18 protein-coding genes are annotated in these 14,086 nt (G+C 72.2%); 12 read left to right on the forward strand and 6 right to left on the reverse strand.

The window, feature by feature from the left end; all coding sequences use genetic code 11:
* The first annotated feature begins 8 nt into the window (after positions 1-8).
* Positions 9-650: a hypothetical protein gene (locus tag ACIPYQ_RS04365; protein WP_401245913.1), complete on the forward strand. Its 642-nt coding sequence runs from the start codon at positions 9-11 to the stop codon at positions 648-650.
* 167 nt (positions 651-817) lie between these two features.
* Positions 818-1,660, forward strand: a complete 843-nt coding sequence (locus ACIPYQ_RS04370) for a hypothetical protein (RefSeq protein WP_401245915.1) — start codon at positions 818-820, stop codon at positions 1,658-1,660.
* On the opposite strand, the gene ybaK is transcribed toward ACIPYQ_RS04370, so the two are convergent.
* The 3 genes from ybaK to ACIPYQ_RS04385 are packed head-to-tail and all read right to left on the reverse strand — an operon-like array spanning position 1,657 to position 4,533.
* Positions 1,657-2,151: a Cys-tRNA(Pro) deacylase gene (gene ybaK / locus ACIPYQ_RS04375; RefSeq protein WP_401245917.1), complete on the reverse strand. Its 495-nt coding sequence runs from the start codon at positions 2,149-2,151 to the stop codon at positions 1,657-1,659. The two genes, ACIPYQ_RS04370 and ybaK, sit on opposite strands and share 4 nt — an antisense overlap.
* Positions 2,152-2,162: 11 nt before the next feature.
* Positions 2,163-2,900, reverse strand: coding sequence for an LON peptidase substrate-binding domain-containing protein (locus ACIPYQ_RS04380; RefSeq protein WP_361758827.1), 738 nt, complete (start codon positions 2,898-2,900; stop codon positions 2,163-2,165).
* A 34-nt stretch (positions 2,901-2,934) separates the two neighbouring features.
* Complete coding sequence (locus ACIPYQ_RS04385) at positions 2,935-4,533, reverse strand: oxidoreductase (RefSeq protein WP_401245919.1); 1,599 nt, start codon at positions 4,531-4,533, stop codon at positions 2,935-2,937.
* 125 nt (positions 4,534-4,658) lie between these two features.
* On the opposite strand from ACIPYQ_RS04385, the gene hisD reads away from it, so the two are divergent.
* The 8 genes from hisD to hisF are packed head-to-tail and all read left to right on the forward strand — an operon-like array spanning position 4,659 to position 10,363.
* Positions 4,659-5,981 (forward strand): histidinol dehydrogenase, encoded by a 1,323-nt coding sequence (hisD, locus tag ACIPYQ_RS04390; RefSeq protein WP_401245921.1) that lies wholly within the window; start codon positions 4,659-4,661, stop codon positions 5,979-5,981.
* Entirely contained in the window at positions 5,978-7,084 is a 1,107-nt protein-coding gene (locus tag ACIPYQ_RS04395; RefSeq protein ID WP_401245923.1) for a histidinol-phosphate transaminase, read from the forward strand. Before hisD ends, ACIPYQ_RS04395 begins: the two co-directional genes overlap by 4 nt.
* Entirely contained in the window at positions 7,081-7,674 is a 594-nt protein-coding gene (gene hisB / locus ACIPYQ_RS04400) for an imidazoleglycerol-phosphate dehydratase HisB (protein ID WP_401245925.1), read from the forward strand. The genes ACIPYQ_RS04395 and hisB overlap by 4 nt, the downstream gene beginning before the upstream one ends.
* A 2-nt stretch (positions 7,675-7,676) precedes the next feature.
* Positions 7,677-7,844: a hypothetical protein gene (locus tag ACIPYQ_RS04405; protein ID WP_401245927.1), complete on the forward strand. Its 168-nt coding sequence runs from the start codon at positions 7,677-7,679 to the stop codon at positions 7,842-7,844.
* A complete protein-coding gene (hisH, locus tag ACIPYQ_RS04410) occupies positions 7,841-8,491 on the forward strand; it encodes an imidazole glycerol phosphate synthase subunit HisH (protein WP_401245929.1) in 651 nt (216 codons plus the stop codon). Before ACIPYQ_RS04405 ends, hisH begins: the two co-directional genes overlap by 4 nt.
* Positions 8,491-9,228 carry a bifunctional 1-(5-phosphoribosyl)-5-((5-phosphoribosylamino)methylideneamino)imidazole-4-carboxamide isomerase/phosphoribosylanthranilate isomerase PriA gene (priA, locus tag ACIPYQ_RS04415; protein WP_319721782.1) on the forward strand — a complete coding sequence of 246 codons (738 nt, stop codon included), beginning with the start codon at positions 8,491-8,493 and terminating at the stop codon, positions 9,226-9,228. Before hisH ends, priA begins: the two co-directional genes overlap by 1 nt.
* On the forward strand, positions 9,225-9,611 hold the full coding sequence (locus ACIPYQ_RS04420; protein WP_361758841.1) for a RidA family protein: 387 nt from the start codon (positions 9,225-9,227) through the stop codon (positions 9,609-9,611). Before priA ends, ACIPYQ_RS04420 begins: the two co-directional genes overlap by 4 nt.
* A complete protein-coding gene (gene hisF, locus ACIPYQ_RS04425) occupies positions 9,608-10,363 on the forward strand; it encodes an imidazole glycerol phosphate synthase subunit HisF (protein WP_361758844.1) in 756 nt (251 codons plus the stop codon). The genes ACIPYQ_RS04420 and hisF overlap by 4 nt, the downstream gene beginning before the upstream one ends.
* Positions 10,364-10,421: 58 nt before the next feature.
* Here the strand turns inward: hisF and ACIPYQ_RS04430 are convergent, their stop codons facing one another.
* From ACIPYQ_RS04430 to ACIPYQ_RS04440, 3 genes are all read right to left on the reverse strand, one after another.
* Positions 10,422-10,769: a hypothetical protein gene (locus ACIPYQ_RS04430; protein ID WP_401245932.1), complete on the reverse strand. Its 348-nt coding sequence runs from the start codon at positions 10,767-10,769 to the stop codon at positions 10,422-10,424.
* A complete protein-coding gene (locus ACIPYQ_RS04435) occupies positions 10,766-11,269 on the reverse strand; it encodes a DUF6232 family protein (protein WP_401245934.1) in 504 nt (167 codons plus the stop codon). The genes ACIPYQ_RS04430 and ACIPYQ_RS04435 overlap by 4 nt, the downstream gene beginning before the upstream one ends.
* A gap of 204 nt (positions 11,270-11,473) precedes the next feature.
* Positions 11,474-12,106: a TIGR03085 family metal-binding protein gene (locus tag ACIPYQ_RS04440; RefSeq protein ID WP_401245936.1), complete on the reverse strand. Its 633-nt coding sequence runs from the start codon at positions 12,104-12,106 to the stop codon at positions 11,474-11,476.
* A 91-nt stretch (positions 12,107-12,197) separates the two neighbouring features.
* Here ACIPYQ_RS04440 and hisI point away from each other — a divergent pair, with 91 nt between their 5' ends.
* Both hisI and ACIPYQ_RS04450 read left to right on the forward strand, forming a co-directional pair.
* Positions 12,198-12,566 (forward strand): phosphoribosyl-AMP cyclohydrolase, encoded by a 369-nt coding sequence (gene hisI, locus ACIPYQ_RS04445; protein ID WP_361758855.1) that lies wholly within the window; start codon positions 12,198-12,200, stop codon positions 12,564-12,566.
* Positions 12,567-12,581: 15 nt separating this feature from the next.
* Positions 12,582-14,072 carry an anthranilate synthase component I gene (locus ACIPYQ_RS04450; RefSeq protein WP_361758858.1) on the forward strand — a complete coding sequence of 497 codons (1,491 nt, stop codon included), beginning with the start codon at positions 12,582-12,584 and terminating at the stop codon, positions 14,070-14,072.
* The last annotated feature ends 14 nt before the right edge of the window (positions 14,073-14,086 follow it).

The following is a 14,086-nucleotide window of genomic DNA, read 5'->3' on the forward strand; positions in this document are numbered from 1 at the left end:
ATGTGGGGGTGACCGAAGCCGTGACCCCGCCGTCTCCTTTCGACCCGCCGCCGCTCCCGCCCGAGAAGCCCGGCGGAGCCGCCTCGGCCATCACCCCGGACGACATCCGGGACGGGGCCGTCGTCGCCCTCGCGGTCGGGACGGCCGGCCTGCTCCTCGGCCTGCTGTGGGTGTGGCTCGCGCCGCGCGTGCAGTACGTCGCCAACGGGGACGCCGTGTTCCTGCGCAACAGCGAGAGCGAGGCGCGGATCGCCTCCGACGGGACCTTCTTCCTGCTGTCGGTGGGGCTGGGCGTGCTGAGCGCCGTCGGCGTGTTCCTGTGGCGCCGCGCCGGGGGCGTGCCGCTGGTGATCGGGCTCGCGGTCGGATCCTGTTTCGCCGCGCTGGTGGGGTGGCGGTTCGGGCTGTGGCTGGGGCCGTCCTCGGATCTGGCGGCCGCCGCGGCCAAGGCGGGGCAGGGGGTGCCGTTCGACGCGCCGCTGCAGCTGCTGGCGCACGGGGCGCTGCTGGCCTGGCCGATGGCCGCCGTCCTGCTCCACCTGGGCCTCACGGCCCTGTGGGGCCCCCGCGACCCGGATCCCGCCCCGGTCTACGGCTGGTCCGGCTACTACCAGCCCCCGCAGGCCGACGCCGGGCCGCCGCGCGGCTGAAAGATTCGGGGCTCCGCCCCGCACCCCGCGCCTCAAACGCCGGCGGGGCTGGATTGGGGGCTCCGCCCCGGGCCCCGCGCCTCAAACGCCGGCGGGGCTGGATTGGGCGGGGCTCAAGGACCCCGCGCCTCAATCGCAGGCAAGGCTGAAACCACTACGCTCGGGCCGTGGGACAGCCCGAGCAGCGCGCCGAAGGTGCAGGACCGTTCACCACCCGGCTCACCTGGCACCGGCCCGAAGGGGAAACGGTGGTGTGGGAGTCGCGGCCCGCGCGCAGGCGCGGGGCCCTCTCGGTCCGCGGTCCGGGAGAGACGGCCGACCGGACCACCACCGCCGACGCCGAGGCCCTCCGCCGCCTCCGCAGGCTCAACGCCCTCGCCTCGGGGGCGTTCGTCATCGGGGGAGCGCTCTTCGCGCTCGGCGCCGCGGTCGCCCAGTTCGGCTCGGGCGACGCGCTGGAGAGCGCCGCGATCTACTTCGCGGGCGGCCTGTTCTTCAACACCGGGGGCTACACCTCGCTCCTGCAGGTGCTGAACGCGCCCCGCCACTCCCCGGGCGGCGGCGGACTGGTCACGTCCGCCTGGAGGTGGTGGGGGTACGAGCCGACGCGCCTGGACTGGCTGAGCACGTTCGTGCTGTTCGTCGGGACGCTCGTGTTCGGCGTCAACCTGCTGGACTCCTTCCTGCACGGGCTCACCGTCCAGCAGGTCAACCGGCTGATCTGGACCCCCGACGTGATCGGATGCGTGCTGTTCCTGGTCTCGGGGCACCTGGCGTTCGCCGAGATCTGCCACCGGCCCTGGCCCTGCCTGCGCTCGCGCAGCCTCGGCTGGTGGATCGTCGCGGTCAACCAGCTCGGCTCGGTGCTGTTCATGGTCTCGGCGCTGGCCGCCTTCACCCGGCCCGCCACCGGAAGCCTGGTCAACACCGACATCGCCAACTGGGGGACGCTGACCGGAGCCCTGTGCTTCTCGCTCGGGGGTGTGCTCCAGGCCTTCGAACGGCCCTAGGAGCGGGCGATCGGGGCCAGGACGGCCGACGTGAGGGAGGTCAGGTCCGACGGGGCGAGCTCGACCTCCAGGCCCCGGCGGCCCGCCGAGATGCAGATGGTGGCGTGCCCCGAAGCCGATGCGTCGATCACCGTGCGCAGCCGCTTGCGCTGCCCCAGCGGCGAGATGCCGCCGCGCACGTAGCCCGTGGTGCGCTCGGCCAGAGCGGGATCGGCCATCGCCGCCCGCTTGCCGCCGGCCGCCGTCGCCAGCGCCTTCAGGTCCAGCGACCCCGAGACCGGGACCACCGCCACCGTCAGGACCCCGTCCACGTCGGCGACGAGGGTCTTGAACACCTGGGAGGGCGAGACACCGAGCGCCTCCGCCGCCTCCTCGCCGTACGAGGGGTGCGCCGGGTCGTGCTCGTACGCGTGCGTGGTGAACGGGACGCCCGCCGCCGTGAGGGCCACGATCGCCGGGGTGCCGGCCGCCTGCTTCGTCTTCTTCGCCATCGCCTCGTCCGTCAGTTCGGGCTGGTCGGGGAACGGGTCAGGTCCACCGCCGGCAGGGACGGGAGGTGGCGGATCACCGCCGTCTCCGTACGCAGCAGCTTCAGTTCCTCCGCCAGCCGGGTCGCCGTGTCCGGGGCCTGCAGCAGCCGCTGCTTCGCGGGGATGTCCAGCACCGCCGCCGCGGCCACCAGGTAGGAGACCACCGAGGGCTCGTCGGGGAGCTCCGCGCCCGTCAGGGACCGCTCGCGGGCCCCCGCCAGCCGCTTCTGGTAACTGCGGAACGCCCGCAGCACCCCCTCGGCCAGGACCCCCGCGCCGTCGCCCGAGTCCTCCGGGAGCTCTTCCAGCTCGGCCGTCAGGAAGGGGCCCGAGGAGTCGACCGAGAGCAGGCGGACCCGCGTCGTACCCGTCGCCAGGACCTCGAAACTGCCGTCCTCCCGCTCCCGGATCGTCGCCGCGTCCGCGATGCAGCCCACCCGGTGGAAGGCCTGGATCGGGTCGGAGCCGAAGCCAGCGGCGGGGCCCCGCTCGGGCAGGGCGGTCTGGTCCGGCAGCCCGGGCGCGGTCGGTGCCACCTCCCGGCCGTCGCGGATCGCGACGACGGCGAACCGGCGCGGTTCCTCCTCGCCCGTCTTCAGCAGCTCGCGCATCATGGCGCGATAACGCTCCTCGAAGATGTTCAGCGGGAGGACGAGTCCCGGGAACAGCACCGAGTTCAGCGGGAAGAGGGGCAGGCGAACGGTGGTCACGAGGCACAGGGTAATCGCCCGGGCACAGACCCCGTCACCCCCGCCGCAGCAGCCGGGACGCCCCCGCGGCCACCGTCGTGGCCAGGATCCAGCCCATGATGACGAGGCCCGCCGCCCCCCACTGCCAGCCGCCCTCCAGCTTCCACTGGCCCTGCTGGCCGAGGTCGATCACCGGGAGCAGCAGGTCCAGCGCGTACAGGGCGGCGCTCCACTGCGGATGCTCGTCCTCCTTGATGGCCGGCGGATCGAGCTGGGAGAACAGCAGCGCGCCCGCTGCCCACAGCACCGCCATCCACAGCGCGGCCCGGCCCGGCCGGTACCCGTAGACCACCGTCCAGTCCTGCAGGTACCCCCACGCCTTCGGCCCCGGCGGCAGCGTGGCCCGGCGCCGGCGCTGCTTGGCCAGCAGCACCTCGCGGGCGTCCGCGTCCTCGCCGCTCGCGCGCAGGACGGCGGCCAGCCGCTCGTACGGTTCCGGCGAGTACTCGGGGGTGGCCGCCGCCACCCAGGCGAGGCGCCGGGCGAGCGGGAAGTGGCCGCGCGGCGCGAGGTTCTCGTAGACGAATCCCTCTATGGACACCCCGCCCGGGCCCGGCCAGCTGGTGGAGGTGTCGACGAGCTTGACGACCTTGGCCCCGGACACCACGACACGCCCGCGCTCCGGCCGCTCGCCGACGAAACGGAACTCGGGGGTCTGGATCCGGCGCAGGGAGATCTCCTGCTCGTCCGTGAGCTCGAACCGCGCGCCGTAGAAGTCGATGGCGTCCCCGAAGCGGCCGTCGTCCAGCCGCAGCCCGCCCCGGCACTCGAAGCGCTGCGCCCGCCGGCCGCGCACCGGCGTCGCCCCCAGCCCGTACGGGGGAGTGGAGGAGCCCTCCCCGCCCTGCACGTAGCCCAGCGCGATCGAGGTCAGGTACAGGGTCCGCTCGACGGTCAGCTGCGGGGCGTTCAGCGCGAACCGCCCGGACGGGTTGTGCAGGCGGGCCCCGCGCAGGTTCATCGACACGCCGACCTTGGCGCCGCGCAGGCTCACCTCCCCGTACGTCTCCAGCAGCTCGCCCTGGAAGTCCTGCGCGACCGACATCCCGTCGGCGGCCACGGCCCGGCCCTTGCTGTCCCGCTGCACCACGGCCTGGCTGACCAGCAGGTCGGTGCCGATCTGTGCGTCGGTCAGCCGGATCCCGCGCGCCACCCGGCAGCGCGGCAGGTGCAGATCGCCCTCGGTGTGCAGGCGGGCCGCCTCCAGCCGCGGAATCGCGCAGTTGATCAGGCGCAGGGTGCCGAAGCGGGCCTCGGACAGCTGGATCTCGCTGTCGAAGCGGCAGGACTGGAGCTCGACGTACGGGGCCACCGTGCCACCGGACAGATCCAGCCGCCCGGTGATCCGCACCCCGCGCAGCTTGAGCGAGGCCACCCGGCCCGGCACCGGCGGCGGCCCGTGGAGCAGCAGCAGGGCGACCACCCGGGCGCGGACGCTGCGCCCGGGGCCCCAGACGCGGTCGGCGTGCGGATCGTCTTGGTCGGGGGCCCGGGCGCTGAGGTCGCAGATGCTGCCGGTGCGGAACGCCTCCCACATGCGGCGCTCGGAAGCGGTGAGATCCGCCGGTTCCTCGCCCGCGCGCGCCTCGGCCACGGCGGCCCCCCTCCGCTGACATGTACGTGTAGATCAAAGTTATCGGGCGCCTGTGACATCCGGGGCGTGTATCAGCCAGTGATACGGGCGAACGGTGGCGCTGGGCGGTCTGAGAGAATTGGGAGGTGATCTCTCGTATCGACCTGCGCGGTGACGCCCTCCCCGAGGGTGGCGCCATGCGCGATCTGCTGCCCCGTGCCGAGTTCGACGTAGAAGCTGCCCTGGAGAAGGTGCGGCCCATCTGCGAGGACGTCCATCATCGTGGCACGGCGGCGCTGATCGAGTACGCGCAGAAGTTCGACGGAGTCGAGCTCTCGCGGGTCCGGGTACCCGCGGAGGCCATCAAGGCCGCCCTGGAACAGCTGGACCCGGCCGTCCGCGCCGCCTTGGAGGAGTCGATCCGGCGCGCCCGGATCGTGCACCGCAACCAGCGCCGCAGCGAGCACACCACCCAGGTGGTCCCCGGCGGAACCGTGACCGAGAAGTGGGTTCCGGTGGAGCGCGTGGGCCTGTACGCCCCCGGCGGCCGCTCGGTGTACCCCTCCTCCGTCGTGATGAACGTCGTTCCCGCCCAGGAAGCGGGCGTCGAGTCGATCGCGCTCGCCTCCCCGCCGCAGAAGGAGTTCGGCGGGCTGCCGCACCCGACGATCCTCGCCGCGTGCGCGCTGCTCGGCGTGGACGAGGTGTACGCGGCCGGCGGCGCGGTCGCCGTCGCGATGTTCGCGTACGGCACCGAGGACTGCCTGCCGGTCAACATGGTGACCGGCCCCGGCAACATCTGGGTCGCCGCCGCCAAGCGCTACTTCACCGGGAAGATCGGCATCGACACCGAGGCCGGCCCGACCGAGATCGCGGTCCTCGCGGACTCCACGGCCGACCCGGTGCACGTCGCCGCCGACCTGATCAGCCAGGCCGAGCACGACCCGCTGGCCGCCGCCGTCCTCGTCACCGACTCCGCGGAGCTCGCGGACGCGGTCGAGCGGGAGCTGGAGCCGCAGGTCGCCGCGACCAAGCACGTCGAGGACCGGATCAAGCCCGCGCTCGCCGGCAAGCAGTCCGCGATCGTGCTGGTCGACAGCCTGGAGGACGGGCTCAAGGTCGTCGACGCGTACGGCGCCGAGCACCTGGAGATCCAGACCGCGGACGCCGCGGCCTGGGCCGCCCGCGTCCGCAACGCCGGCGCGATCTTCGTCGGCCCGTGGGCCCCGGTCTCCCTCGGCGACTACTGCGCCGGGTCGAACCACGTGCTGCCCACCGGCGGCTGCGCCTGCCACTCCTCGGGCCTGTCCGTGCAGTCCTTCCTGCGCGGGATCCACATCGTCGACTACACGCGGGACGCCCTCGCCGAGGTCACCCACCACGTGGTGACCCTCGCGGAGGCCGAGGACCTGCCGGCGCACGGCGCCGCCCTCAAGGCCCGCTTCGGATGGAAGGTTCCCCAGGCGTGACCGGCATCGACGACCTCCCCATCCGGGACGAGCTGCGCGGCAAGACCCCGTACGGCGCCCCCCAGCTCGACGTGCCCGTCCAGCTGAACACCAACGAGAACCCCTACGAGCTCCCCGCCGAGCTCGTCGCGCGGATCGCCGAGCGGGTGGCCGAGGCCGCCCGCACCCTCAACCGCTACCCCGACCGGGACGCGGTCGAGCTGCGCACCCAGCTGGCCGCCTACCTCACCCGTACGGGCAAGCACCCGGTCGCGCGGGAGAACGTATGGGCCGCCAACGGCTCCAACGAGGTCATCCAGCAGCTGCTGCAGACCTTCGGCGGGCCCGGCCGCACCGCCCTCGGTTTCGAGCCCTCCTACTCGATGCACGCGCTGATCTCCCGCGGCACCGGCACCGGGTGGATCTCCGGCCCGCGCCGCGAGGACTTCACCATCGACGTGGAGGCGGCCGAGCAGGCCATCGCGGAGCACGCCCCCGACGTCGTCTTCATCACCTCGCCCAACAACCCCACGGGCACCGCGGTCGAGGCCGAGACGGTCCTCGCCCTCTACGAGGCCGCGCAGGCGGCCAAGCCCTCGCTGGTCATCGTGGACGAGGCGTACGTCGAGTTCAGCCACCGCGACTCGCTGCTGCCCCTCATCGAGGGCCGCCCGAACATGGTGGTCTCCCGGACCATGTCCAAGGCCTTCGGCGCGGCCGGCCTGCGCCTGGGCTACCTGGCCGCGCACCCCGCCGTCGTCGACGCCGTCCAGCTGGTGCGCCTGCCGTACCACCTGTCGGCCGTCACCCAGGCCACCGCGCTGGCCGCCCTGGAGCACACCGACACCCTGCTCGGCTACGTCGAGCAGCTCAAGGCCGAGCGGGACCGGCTGGTCGTCGAACTGCGGGCCATCGGCTACGAGGTCACCGAGTCCGACGCGAACTTCATCCAGTTCGGGAAGTTCGACGACTCCCACACCGCATGGCAGAAGATCCTCGACCAGGGTGTCCTGGTCCGTGACAACGGAGTACCGGGGTGGCTGCGCGTCACCGCCGGCACCCCGGCAGAGAACGACGCGTTCCTGGAAGCGGTTCGCGCACTGAAGAAGGAGCAGCACGCATGAGCCGCATCGGACGGGTCGAACGGACCACCAAGGAGACCTCGGTCCTCGTCGAGATAGACCTCGACGGCACCGGCAAGGTCGACGTCTCGACGGGCGTGGGCTTCTACGACCACATGCTCGACCAGCTCGGCCGCCACGGCCTCTTCGACCTCACGGTCAAGACGGACGGCGACCTGCACATCGACAGCCACCACACCATCGAGGACACCGCCCTCGCGCTGGGCGCCGCCTTCAAGCAGGCCCTCGGCGACAAGGTCGGCATCTACCGCTTCGGCAACTGCACCGTGCCGCTCGACGAGTCCCTCGCCCAGGTGACCGTCGACCTGTCCGGCCGCCCGTACCTCGTGCACACCGAGCCCGAGAACATGGCGCCGATGATCGGCGAATACGACACCACGATGACCCGGCACATCCTGGAGTCCTTCGTCGCGCAGGCGCAGATCGCCCTGCACGTCCACGTCCCGTACGGGCGCAACGCCCACCACATCGTGGAGTGCCAGTTCAAGGCCCTCGCCCGGGCCCTGCGCTACGCCGCCGAGTTCGACCCGCGCGCGGCCGGCATCCTGCCCTCCACGAAGGGCGCCCTCTAGCCGTGAACGGCCTCAACACCATCCTGATCGTCCTCGGCCTGTTCCTGGCCGGTGGCGTCTACTCCTTCCACAAGCAGAAGATGACGATGTCGGTCATCGTCCTGCTCGCCATCGGCTCCGCGATGTGCCTCGCCGCCGGAGTCCTGCGGATCCAGGGAATTTGGGAATGAGCACAGCACGCCCCACCAAGAAGGTCGTCGTCTTCGACTACGGCTTCGGCAACGTCCGCTCCGCCGAGCGGGCCCTCGCCCGCGTCGGCGCCGACGTCGAGATCACCCGTGACTACGACAAGGCCATGGACGCCGACGGACTCCTCGTCCCCGGCGTCGGCGCCTTCTCCGCCTGCATGGAGGGCCTGCGCGGGGCCCGCGGCGACTGGATCATCGGCCGCCGGCTCTCCGGCGGCCGCCCGGTCATGGGCATCTGCGTCGGCATGCAGGTCCTCTTCGAGCGCGGCATCGAGCACGGCGTGGAGACCGAGGGCCTGGACGAGTGGCCCGGCACGGTCGGCCCGCTGAAGGCCCCGATCGTCCCGCACATGGGCTGGAACACCGTCGAGGCCCCGGCCGACAGCCAGGCCTTCGCCGGCCTGGACGCCGACGCCCGCTTCTACTTCGTGCACTCCTACGCGGCGCGCGAGTGGACCCTGGAGACCACCAACCCGCTCATCCGCGCCCCCAAGGTCACCTGGGCCACCCACGGCGAGCGTTTCGTCGCGGCGGTGGAGAACGGGGCACTGTGGGCCACCCAGTTCCACCCCGAGAAGTCCGGCGACGCCGGCGCCCAGCTCCTCACCAACTGGATCGAGACCCTGTGATGACCGTGTCCTCAGCGAAGCTGGAACTCCTTCCCGCGGTCGACGTCCGCGACGGTCAGGCCGTCCGCCTCGTGCACGGGGTGTCCGGCAGCGAGACCTCCTACGGCTCCCCGCTGGAGGCGGCCCTCGCCTGGCAGCGCTCCGGCGCCGAATGGCTGCACCTGGTCGACCTCGACGCCGCCTTCGGCACCGGTGACAACCGTGCCCTGGTCGCCGAGATCACCGGCGCCATGGACATCAAGGTCGAGCTCTCCGGCGGCATCCGCGACGACGCCTCGCTCGCCGCGGCCCTCGCCACCGGCTGCACCCGCGTCAACCTCGGCACCGCCGCCCTGGAGACCCCCGAGTGGGCCGCCAAGGCCATCGCCGAGCACGGCGACAAGATCGCGGTCGGTCTCGACGTACGCGGCACCACCCTCAAGGGCCGCGGCTGGACCAGCGAGGGCGGCGACCTCTACGAGACCCTCGCGCGCCTGGACTCCGAGGGCTGCGCCCGGTACGTCGTCACCGACATCGGCAAGGACGGCACGCTCACCGGCCCCAACCTGGAGCTGCTGAAGAACGTCTGCGCCGCCACCGACCGGCCCGTCGTCGCCTCCGGCGGCATCTCCTCCCTGGACGACCTGCGGGCCCTGGCCGAGCTGGTCCCGCTGGGCGTCGAAGGCGCGATCGTCGGCAAGGCCCTGTACGCCAAGGCCTTCACCCTGGAAGAAGCCCTGAAGGTGGTCTCCGCATGAGCTCCGCAGACGTACGCCGCATCTCCTCCGGCGGCCCCTACGAGGACGTCATCGCGTACTCCCGCGCCGTGCAGCTGCCGAACGGGCTCGTGCTCGTCTCCGGCTGCACCGCGGCCGACGCTGGCGGCCCGTACGACCAGACCGTCGCGGCCTTCGGCGTCGCCTTCAAGGCCCTCGCCCAGGCCGGGCTCGGCCCCGAGGACGTCGTCCGCACCCGCATGTACCTGACGCACGCCCGCGACGTGGACGAGGTGGGCCGCGCGCACAAGGAACTCTTCGACGCGGTCCGCCCGGCCGCGACCATGCTCATCGTCTCCGGCTTCGTCGACCCGTCGATGGTCGTCGAGGTGGAGGTCGAGGCGTACAAGGCGGTGTCCGGATGAGCCTCGCCGTACGCGTGATCCCCTGCCTGGACGTGGACAACGGCCGGGTCGTCAAGGGCGTCAACTTCCAGAACCTGCGCGACGCCGGTGACCCGGTGGAGATGGCCAAGCTGTACGACGCCGAAGGCGCCGACGAGCTGACCTTCCTCGACATCACCGCCTCCTCCGGCAACCGCGAGACCACGTACGACGTGGTGCGGCGGACCGCCGAGCAGGTCTTCATCCCGCTCACGGTGGGCGGCGGCGTCCGCACGGCGGACGACGTCGACAAGCTGCTGCGGGCCGGAGCGGACAAGGTCGGCGTCAACACCGCCGCCATCGCCCGCCCCGAGCTGATCCAGGAGATCGCGGAGCGCTTCGGCCGCCAGGTCCTCGTCCTGTCGGTCGACGCCCGCCGGACCGAGGCCGGCACCTTCGAGGTCACCACGCACGGCGGCCGCCGGGGCACCGGCATCGACGCCGTCGAGTGGGCCCACCGGGCGGCCGAGCTGGGCGCGGGGGAGATCCTGCTCAACTCGATGGACGCGGACGGGACGAAGGACGGCTACGACACCGAGATGATCGCGGCCGTACGCAAGCACGTCACGGTCCCGGTGATCGCCTCGGGCGGGGCCGGCAGGCTGGAGCACTTCCCGCCGGCCATCGAGGCGGGCGCGGACGCCGTGCTGGCGGCGTCGGTGTTCCACTTCGGCGACCTGCGGATCTCCGAGGTCAAGGCCACCCTCCGGGAAGCGGGCCACCCGGTCCGCTGACCCGGTCCTGCGCCACGGTGCGGGGCCCGTCCGGTCTCCGGCCGGGCCCCGCACCGGCTCAGCCGCCGATCAGCTGGAGGATCGCGGTCACCGCGTCCCTGACCGGCTGGGCGACGGTGCCGATCAGCGACGCGACCCCGGCCACGGCCATCAGGGCGTTGCGCCGCTCCTGAGGGGTGCTGTCGGCGGAGCCGATCGCGCGCAGGGAGCCGTCGACGGTCTCGGCGCCGCCGGGCGGCATCCGGTCGCGCAGCCCGTCGAGCAGCCGGACCAGCTCGGCGATGGCCTCACGCTGGTCGGCGGGAAGCTGCGGGGCGATGGTGGGGGACTGGTTCTTCACGATGCCGATGTGGTGCGTCCCGCCATGGATGTTGACGACGTCGCCGTAGTGGTTGCCCTCGGTCATTTCTTGATTCCCGTGTGTCCGGTGCCGCCGAAGATGTTCACCGTGTCGCCGACGCGCTGGACCCGTACGGCGAACTCGGCCGTCGGGTGCTCGATGGCGTGCACGATCTGCCCGACCAGCTGCCGCAGCTGCTCCTTGTCGGGCAGGGTCACCAGGGCGCTGGGGCCCGAGGTCTCCACGGCCAGAACGTGCTCGGACCGCGCGAACAACTGTGAGAGCAGCCGGACGAAGAGGACGATCACCACGCAGACGACGAGGCTCCACAGCCCTGTCGCGGAATCGTCCGTGCCGTAGTCCGAGCTGCTGAACGGCTGCGAGTTCCCGTTGGTGAGTTGGAGCGCGAGGACGGCCACGACGGCGGCGGCGACCCCCTTCAGGAAGCTCATGAAGGCTTTCCAGCGGTCGGGCCTGAGCTTGAAGGTGTGCACCCGGGCGATGTTGTGCAGCGGATAGGCCGCGCCGTCCACCCACAGCAGCCGGCTGCTGACCCGCAGCTCCACACCGCTCCCGGAAGAGAGCGGCGGTGGGACCGGTGGAGCAGTCGACGGCTGCTGTGGCGGCCGGGAAGGTAACGGTGGCGGGACCGAGTTCGACATTCTTCCCCCGTGAGCTGTCGACCGCGGACGGAGCGGGGCTTCATTAAGCACGCCATGTCCCTGCCAGACAAGAGGGACGAGCCGAAAGCGCCCGGCCCGATCCGGGGCCTAGATGCCCAGCTTGGCCACCGTCAACTTGGCGACCGCCTCCTTCTCCCCGTCCAGAGAGACGTCGGCCGAGTCCTGGCGGCCGAAGCAGAACAGGGTCAGTTCGCCCGGCTCGCCCGTCACCGTCACCACCGGCGCCCCCTTGTGCGCCACCGCCGTCTGGCCGTTCGGGCGGCGCAGGACCAGGCCCACCGGGGAGCGGCGGCCCGTCAGGCGGGCCATCTTCTCCAGGCGGGACCACAGGGAGTCCGAGAACACCGGGTCCAGTTCCCGCGGGGACCAGTCCGGCTGCGCCCGGCGGACGTCCTCCGCGTGGACGAAGAACTCCACCGCGTTCGCCGCCTCGTCGATCTGCTTCAGCGCGTACACCGACATCCTCGGCGGGCCGGTCCGGATCAGCTGGATCAGTTCCTCGAACGGCTTGGCCGTGTACTCCGCCATGGCCTTGTCCAGGCGGGCCTTCAGCACGTTCAGCAGGATCCCGCCCGCCGCGTCCGGCCGCCGTTCCCGGACGACGACGTGCGCAGCCAGTTCCCGGCAGGTCCAGCCGTCGCACAGCGTGGGGGCCTCCGGGCCGGCCGCCTCCAACAGGTCCGCCAGCAACAGGCGTTCACGCTTCGCATGGGTAGACATGCAGGCCAGCCTACGGCCGGAACCCACCGCGTGCCCGCCCATCAGGCGGACGCGGATCATCACCGCCGTCCCGGCCCGGCACAATGTCCGTATGAGTACGTCCTCCCGCCCCGGCTCCCTCGATCCCGCCATCGCCGCACGGCTCAAGCGCTCCGCCGACGGACTGGTACCGGCCATCGCCCAGCAGTACGACACCGGTGAGGTGCTCATGCTCGGCTGGATGGACGACGAGGCCCTGCACCGCACCCTGACCACCGGCCGCTGCACCTACTGGTCCCGCAGCCGCCAGGAGTACTGGGTGAAGGGGGACACTTCCGGCCACTTCCAGCACGTGAAGTCCGTCGCGCTGGACTGCGATGCCGACACCGTGCTCGTCCAGGTCGACCAGGTCGGAGCCGCCTGTCACACCGGGGCCCGGACCTGCTTCGACGACGATGTCCTCCTCCGCGCAGCCGACTAGGTAGGGTCCCACGCAATGGATCTTGAGACGTTCCGCAAGCTCGCGGCCGACCGCCGCGTCATCCCCGTGAGCCGCAAGCTGCTGGCCGACGGGGACACCCCCGTGGGGCTCTACCGCAAGCTGGCCGCCGAACGCCCCGGCACCTTCCTGCTGGAATCGGCCGAGAACGGCCGCTCCTGGTCCCGGTACTCCTTCATCGGCGTCCGCAGCGACGCCACCCTGACCGCCCGGGACGGCCGCGCGCACTGGATCGGCACCCCGCCCGTCGGCGTGCCCACCGACGGCGACCCCCTGGACGCGCTGCGCGCCACCGTGGAGGCCCTGCACACACCCCGCGACCTCGCGGGCGGGATGCCGCCCTTCACCGGCGGCATGGTCGGCTACCTCGGCTACGACATCGTGCGCCGCCTGGAGCGGATCGGCGAGCACACGGCCGACGACCTCGAACTGCCCGAGCTGACCATGCTGCTCACCTCCGACCTGGCGGTCCTGGACCACTGGGACGGCACCGTCCAGCTCATCGCCAACGCGATCAACCACAACGACCTCGACACGGGCGTGGACGAGGCCCACGCGGACGCCGTGGCCCGCCTCGACGCCATGGAGGCCGACCTCGCGCGGCCCGCCCCTTACACGCCGGCCCCGCTGCCGACCTCCGAGCTGCCCGAGTTCTCGGCGCTGTGGGGCGGCGAGAAGTACCAGGCGGCCGTCGAGGACATCAAGGAGCGGATCCGGGCCGGCGAGGCCTTCCAGGTGGTGCCCTCGCAGCGGTTCGAGACCGCCTGCCACGCCTCCGCGCTGGACGTCTACCGGGTGCTCCGGGCCACCAACCCGTCCCCGTACATGTACCTCTTCCGCTTCGAGAACGGCTTCGACGTCGTCGGCTCCAGCCCCGAGGCGCTGGTCAAGGTCGAGGACGGGCGGGCCATGGTCCACCCCATCGCCGGCACCCGCCACCGCGGAGCCACGCCGCAGGAGGACCACGAGCTCGCCGAGGAGCTGATGGCCGACCCCAAGGAGCGCGCCGAGCACCTGATGCTCGTCGACCTGGGCCGCAACGACCTCGGCCGGGTCTGCGAGCCGGGCTCCGTCGAGGTCGTCGACTTCATGAGCGTCGAGCGGTACTCGCACGTCATGCACATCGTGTCCACCGTCACCGGGCGGGTCGCCGAGGGCCGGACCGCCTTCGACGTGCTCACCGCCTGCTTCCCGGCCGGCACCCTCTCCGGCGCGCCCAAGCCCCGCGCCATGCAGATCATCGAGGAGCTGGAACCCTCCCGCCGCGGCCTCTACGGCGGCTGCGTGGGCTACCTGGACTTCGCCGGGGACTCCGACACGGCCATCGCCATCCGCACCGCGCTGCTGCGCGACGGCACGGCGTACGTGCAGGCCGGCGCCGGTGTCGTCGCCGACTCGGTGCCCGAGCTGGAGGACAAGGAGTGCCGCAACAAGGCGGCCGCGGTGCTGCGCGCGGTGGCAGCGGCGAACCGCCTCCACGGCTCCTGAGGGCGTAGGGGATA

The organism is Streptomyces sp. NPDC090045, from assembly GCF_044747975.1.
Lineage (GTDB): Bacteria > Actinomycetota > Actinomycetes > Streptomycetales > Streptomycetaceae > Streptomyces.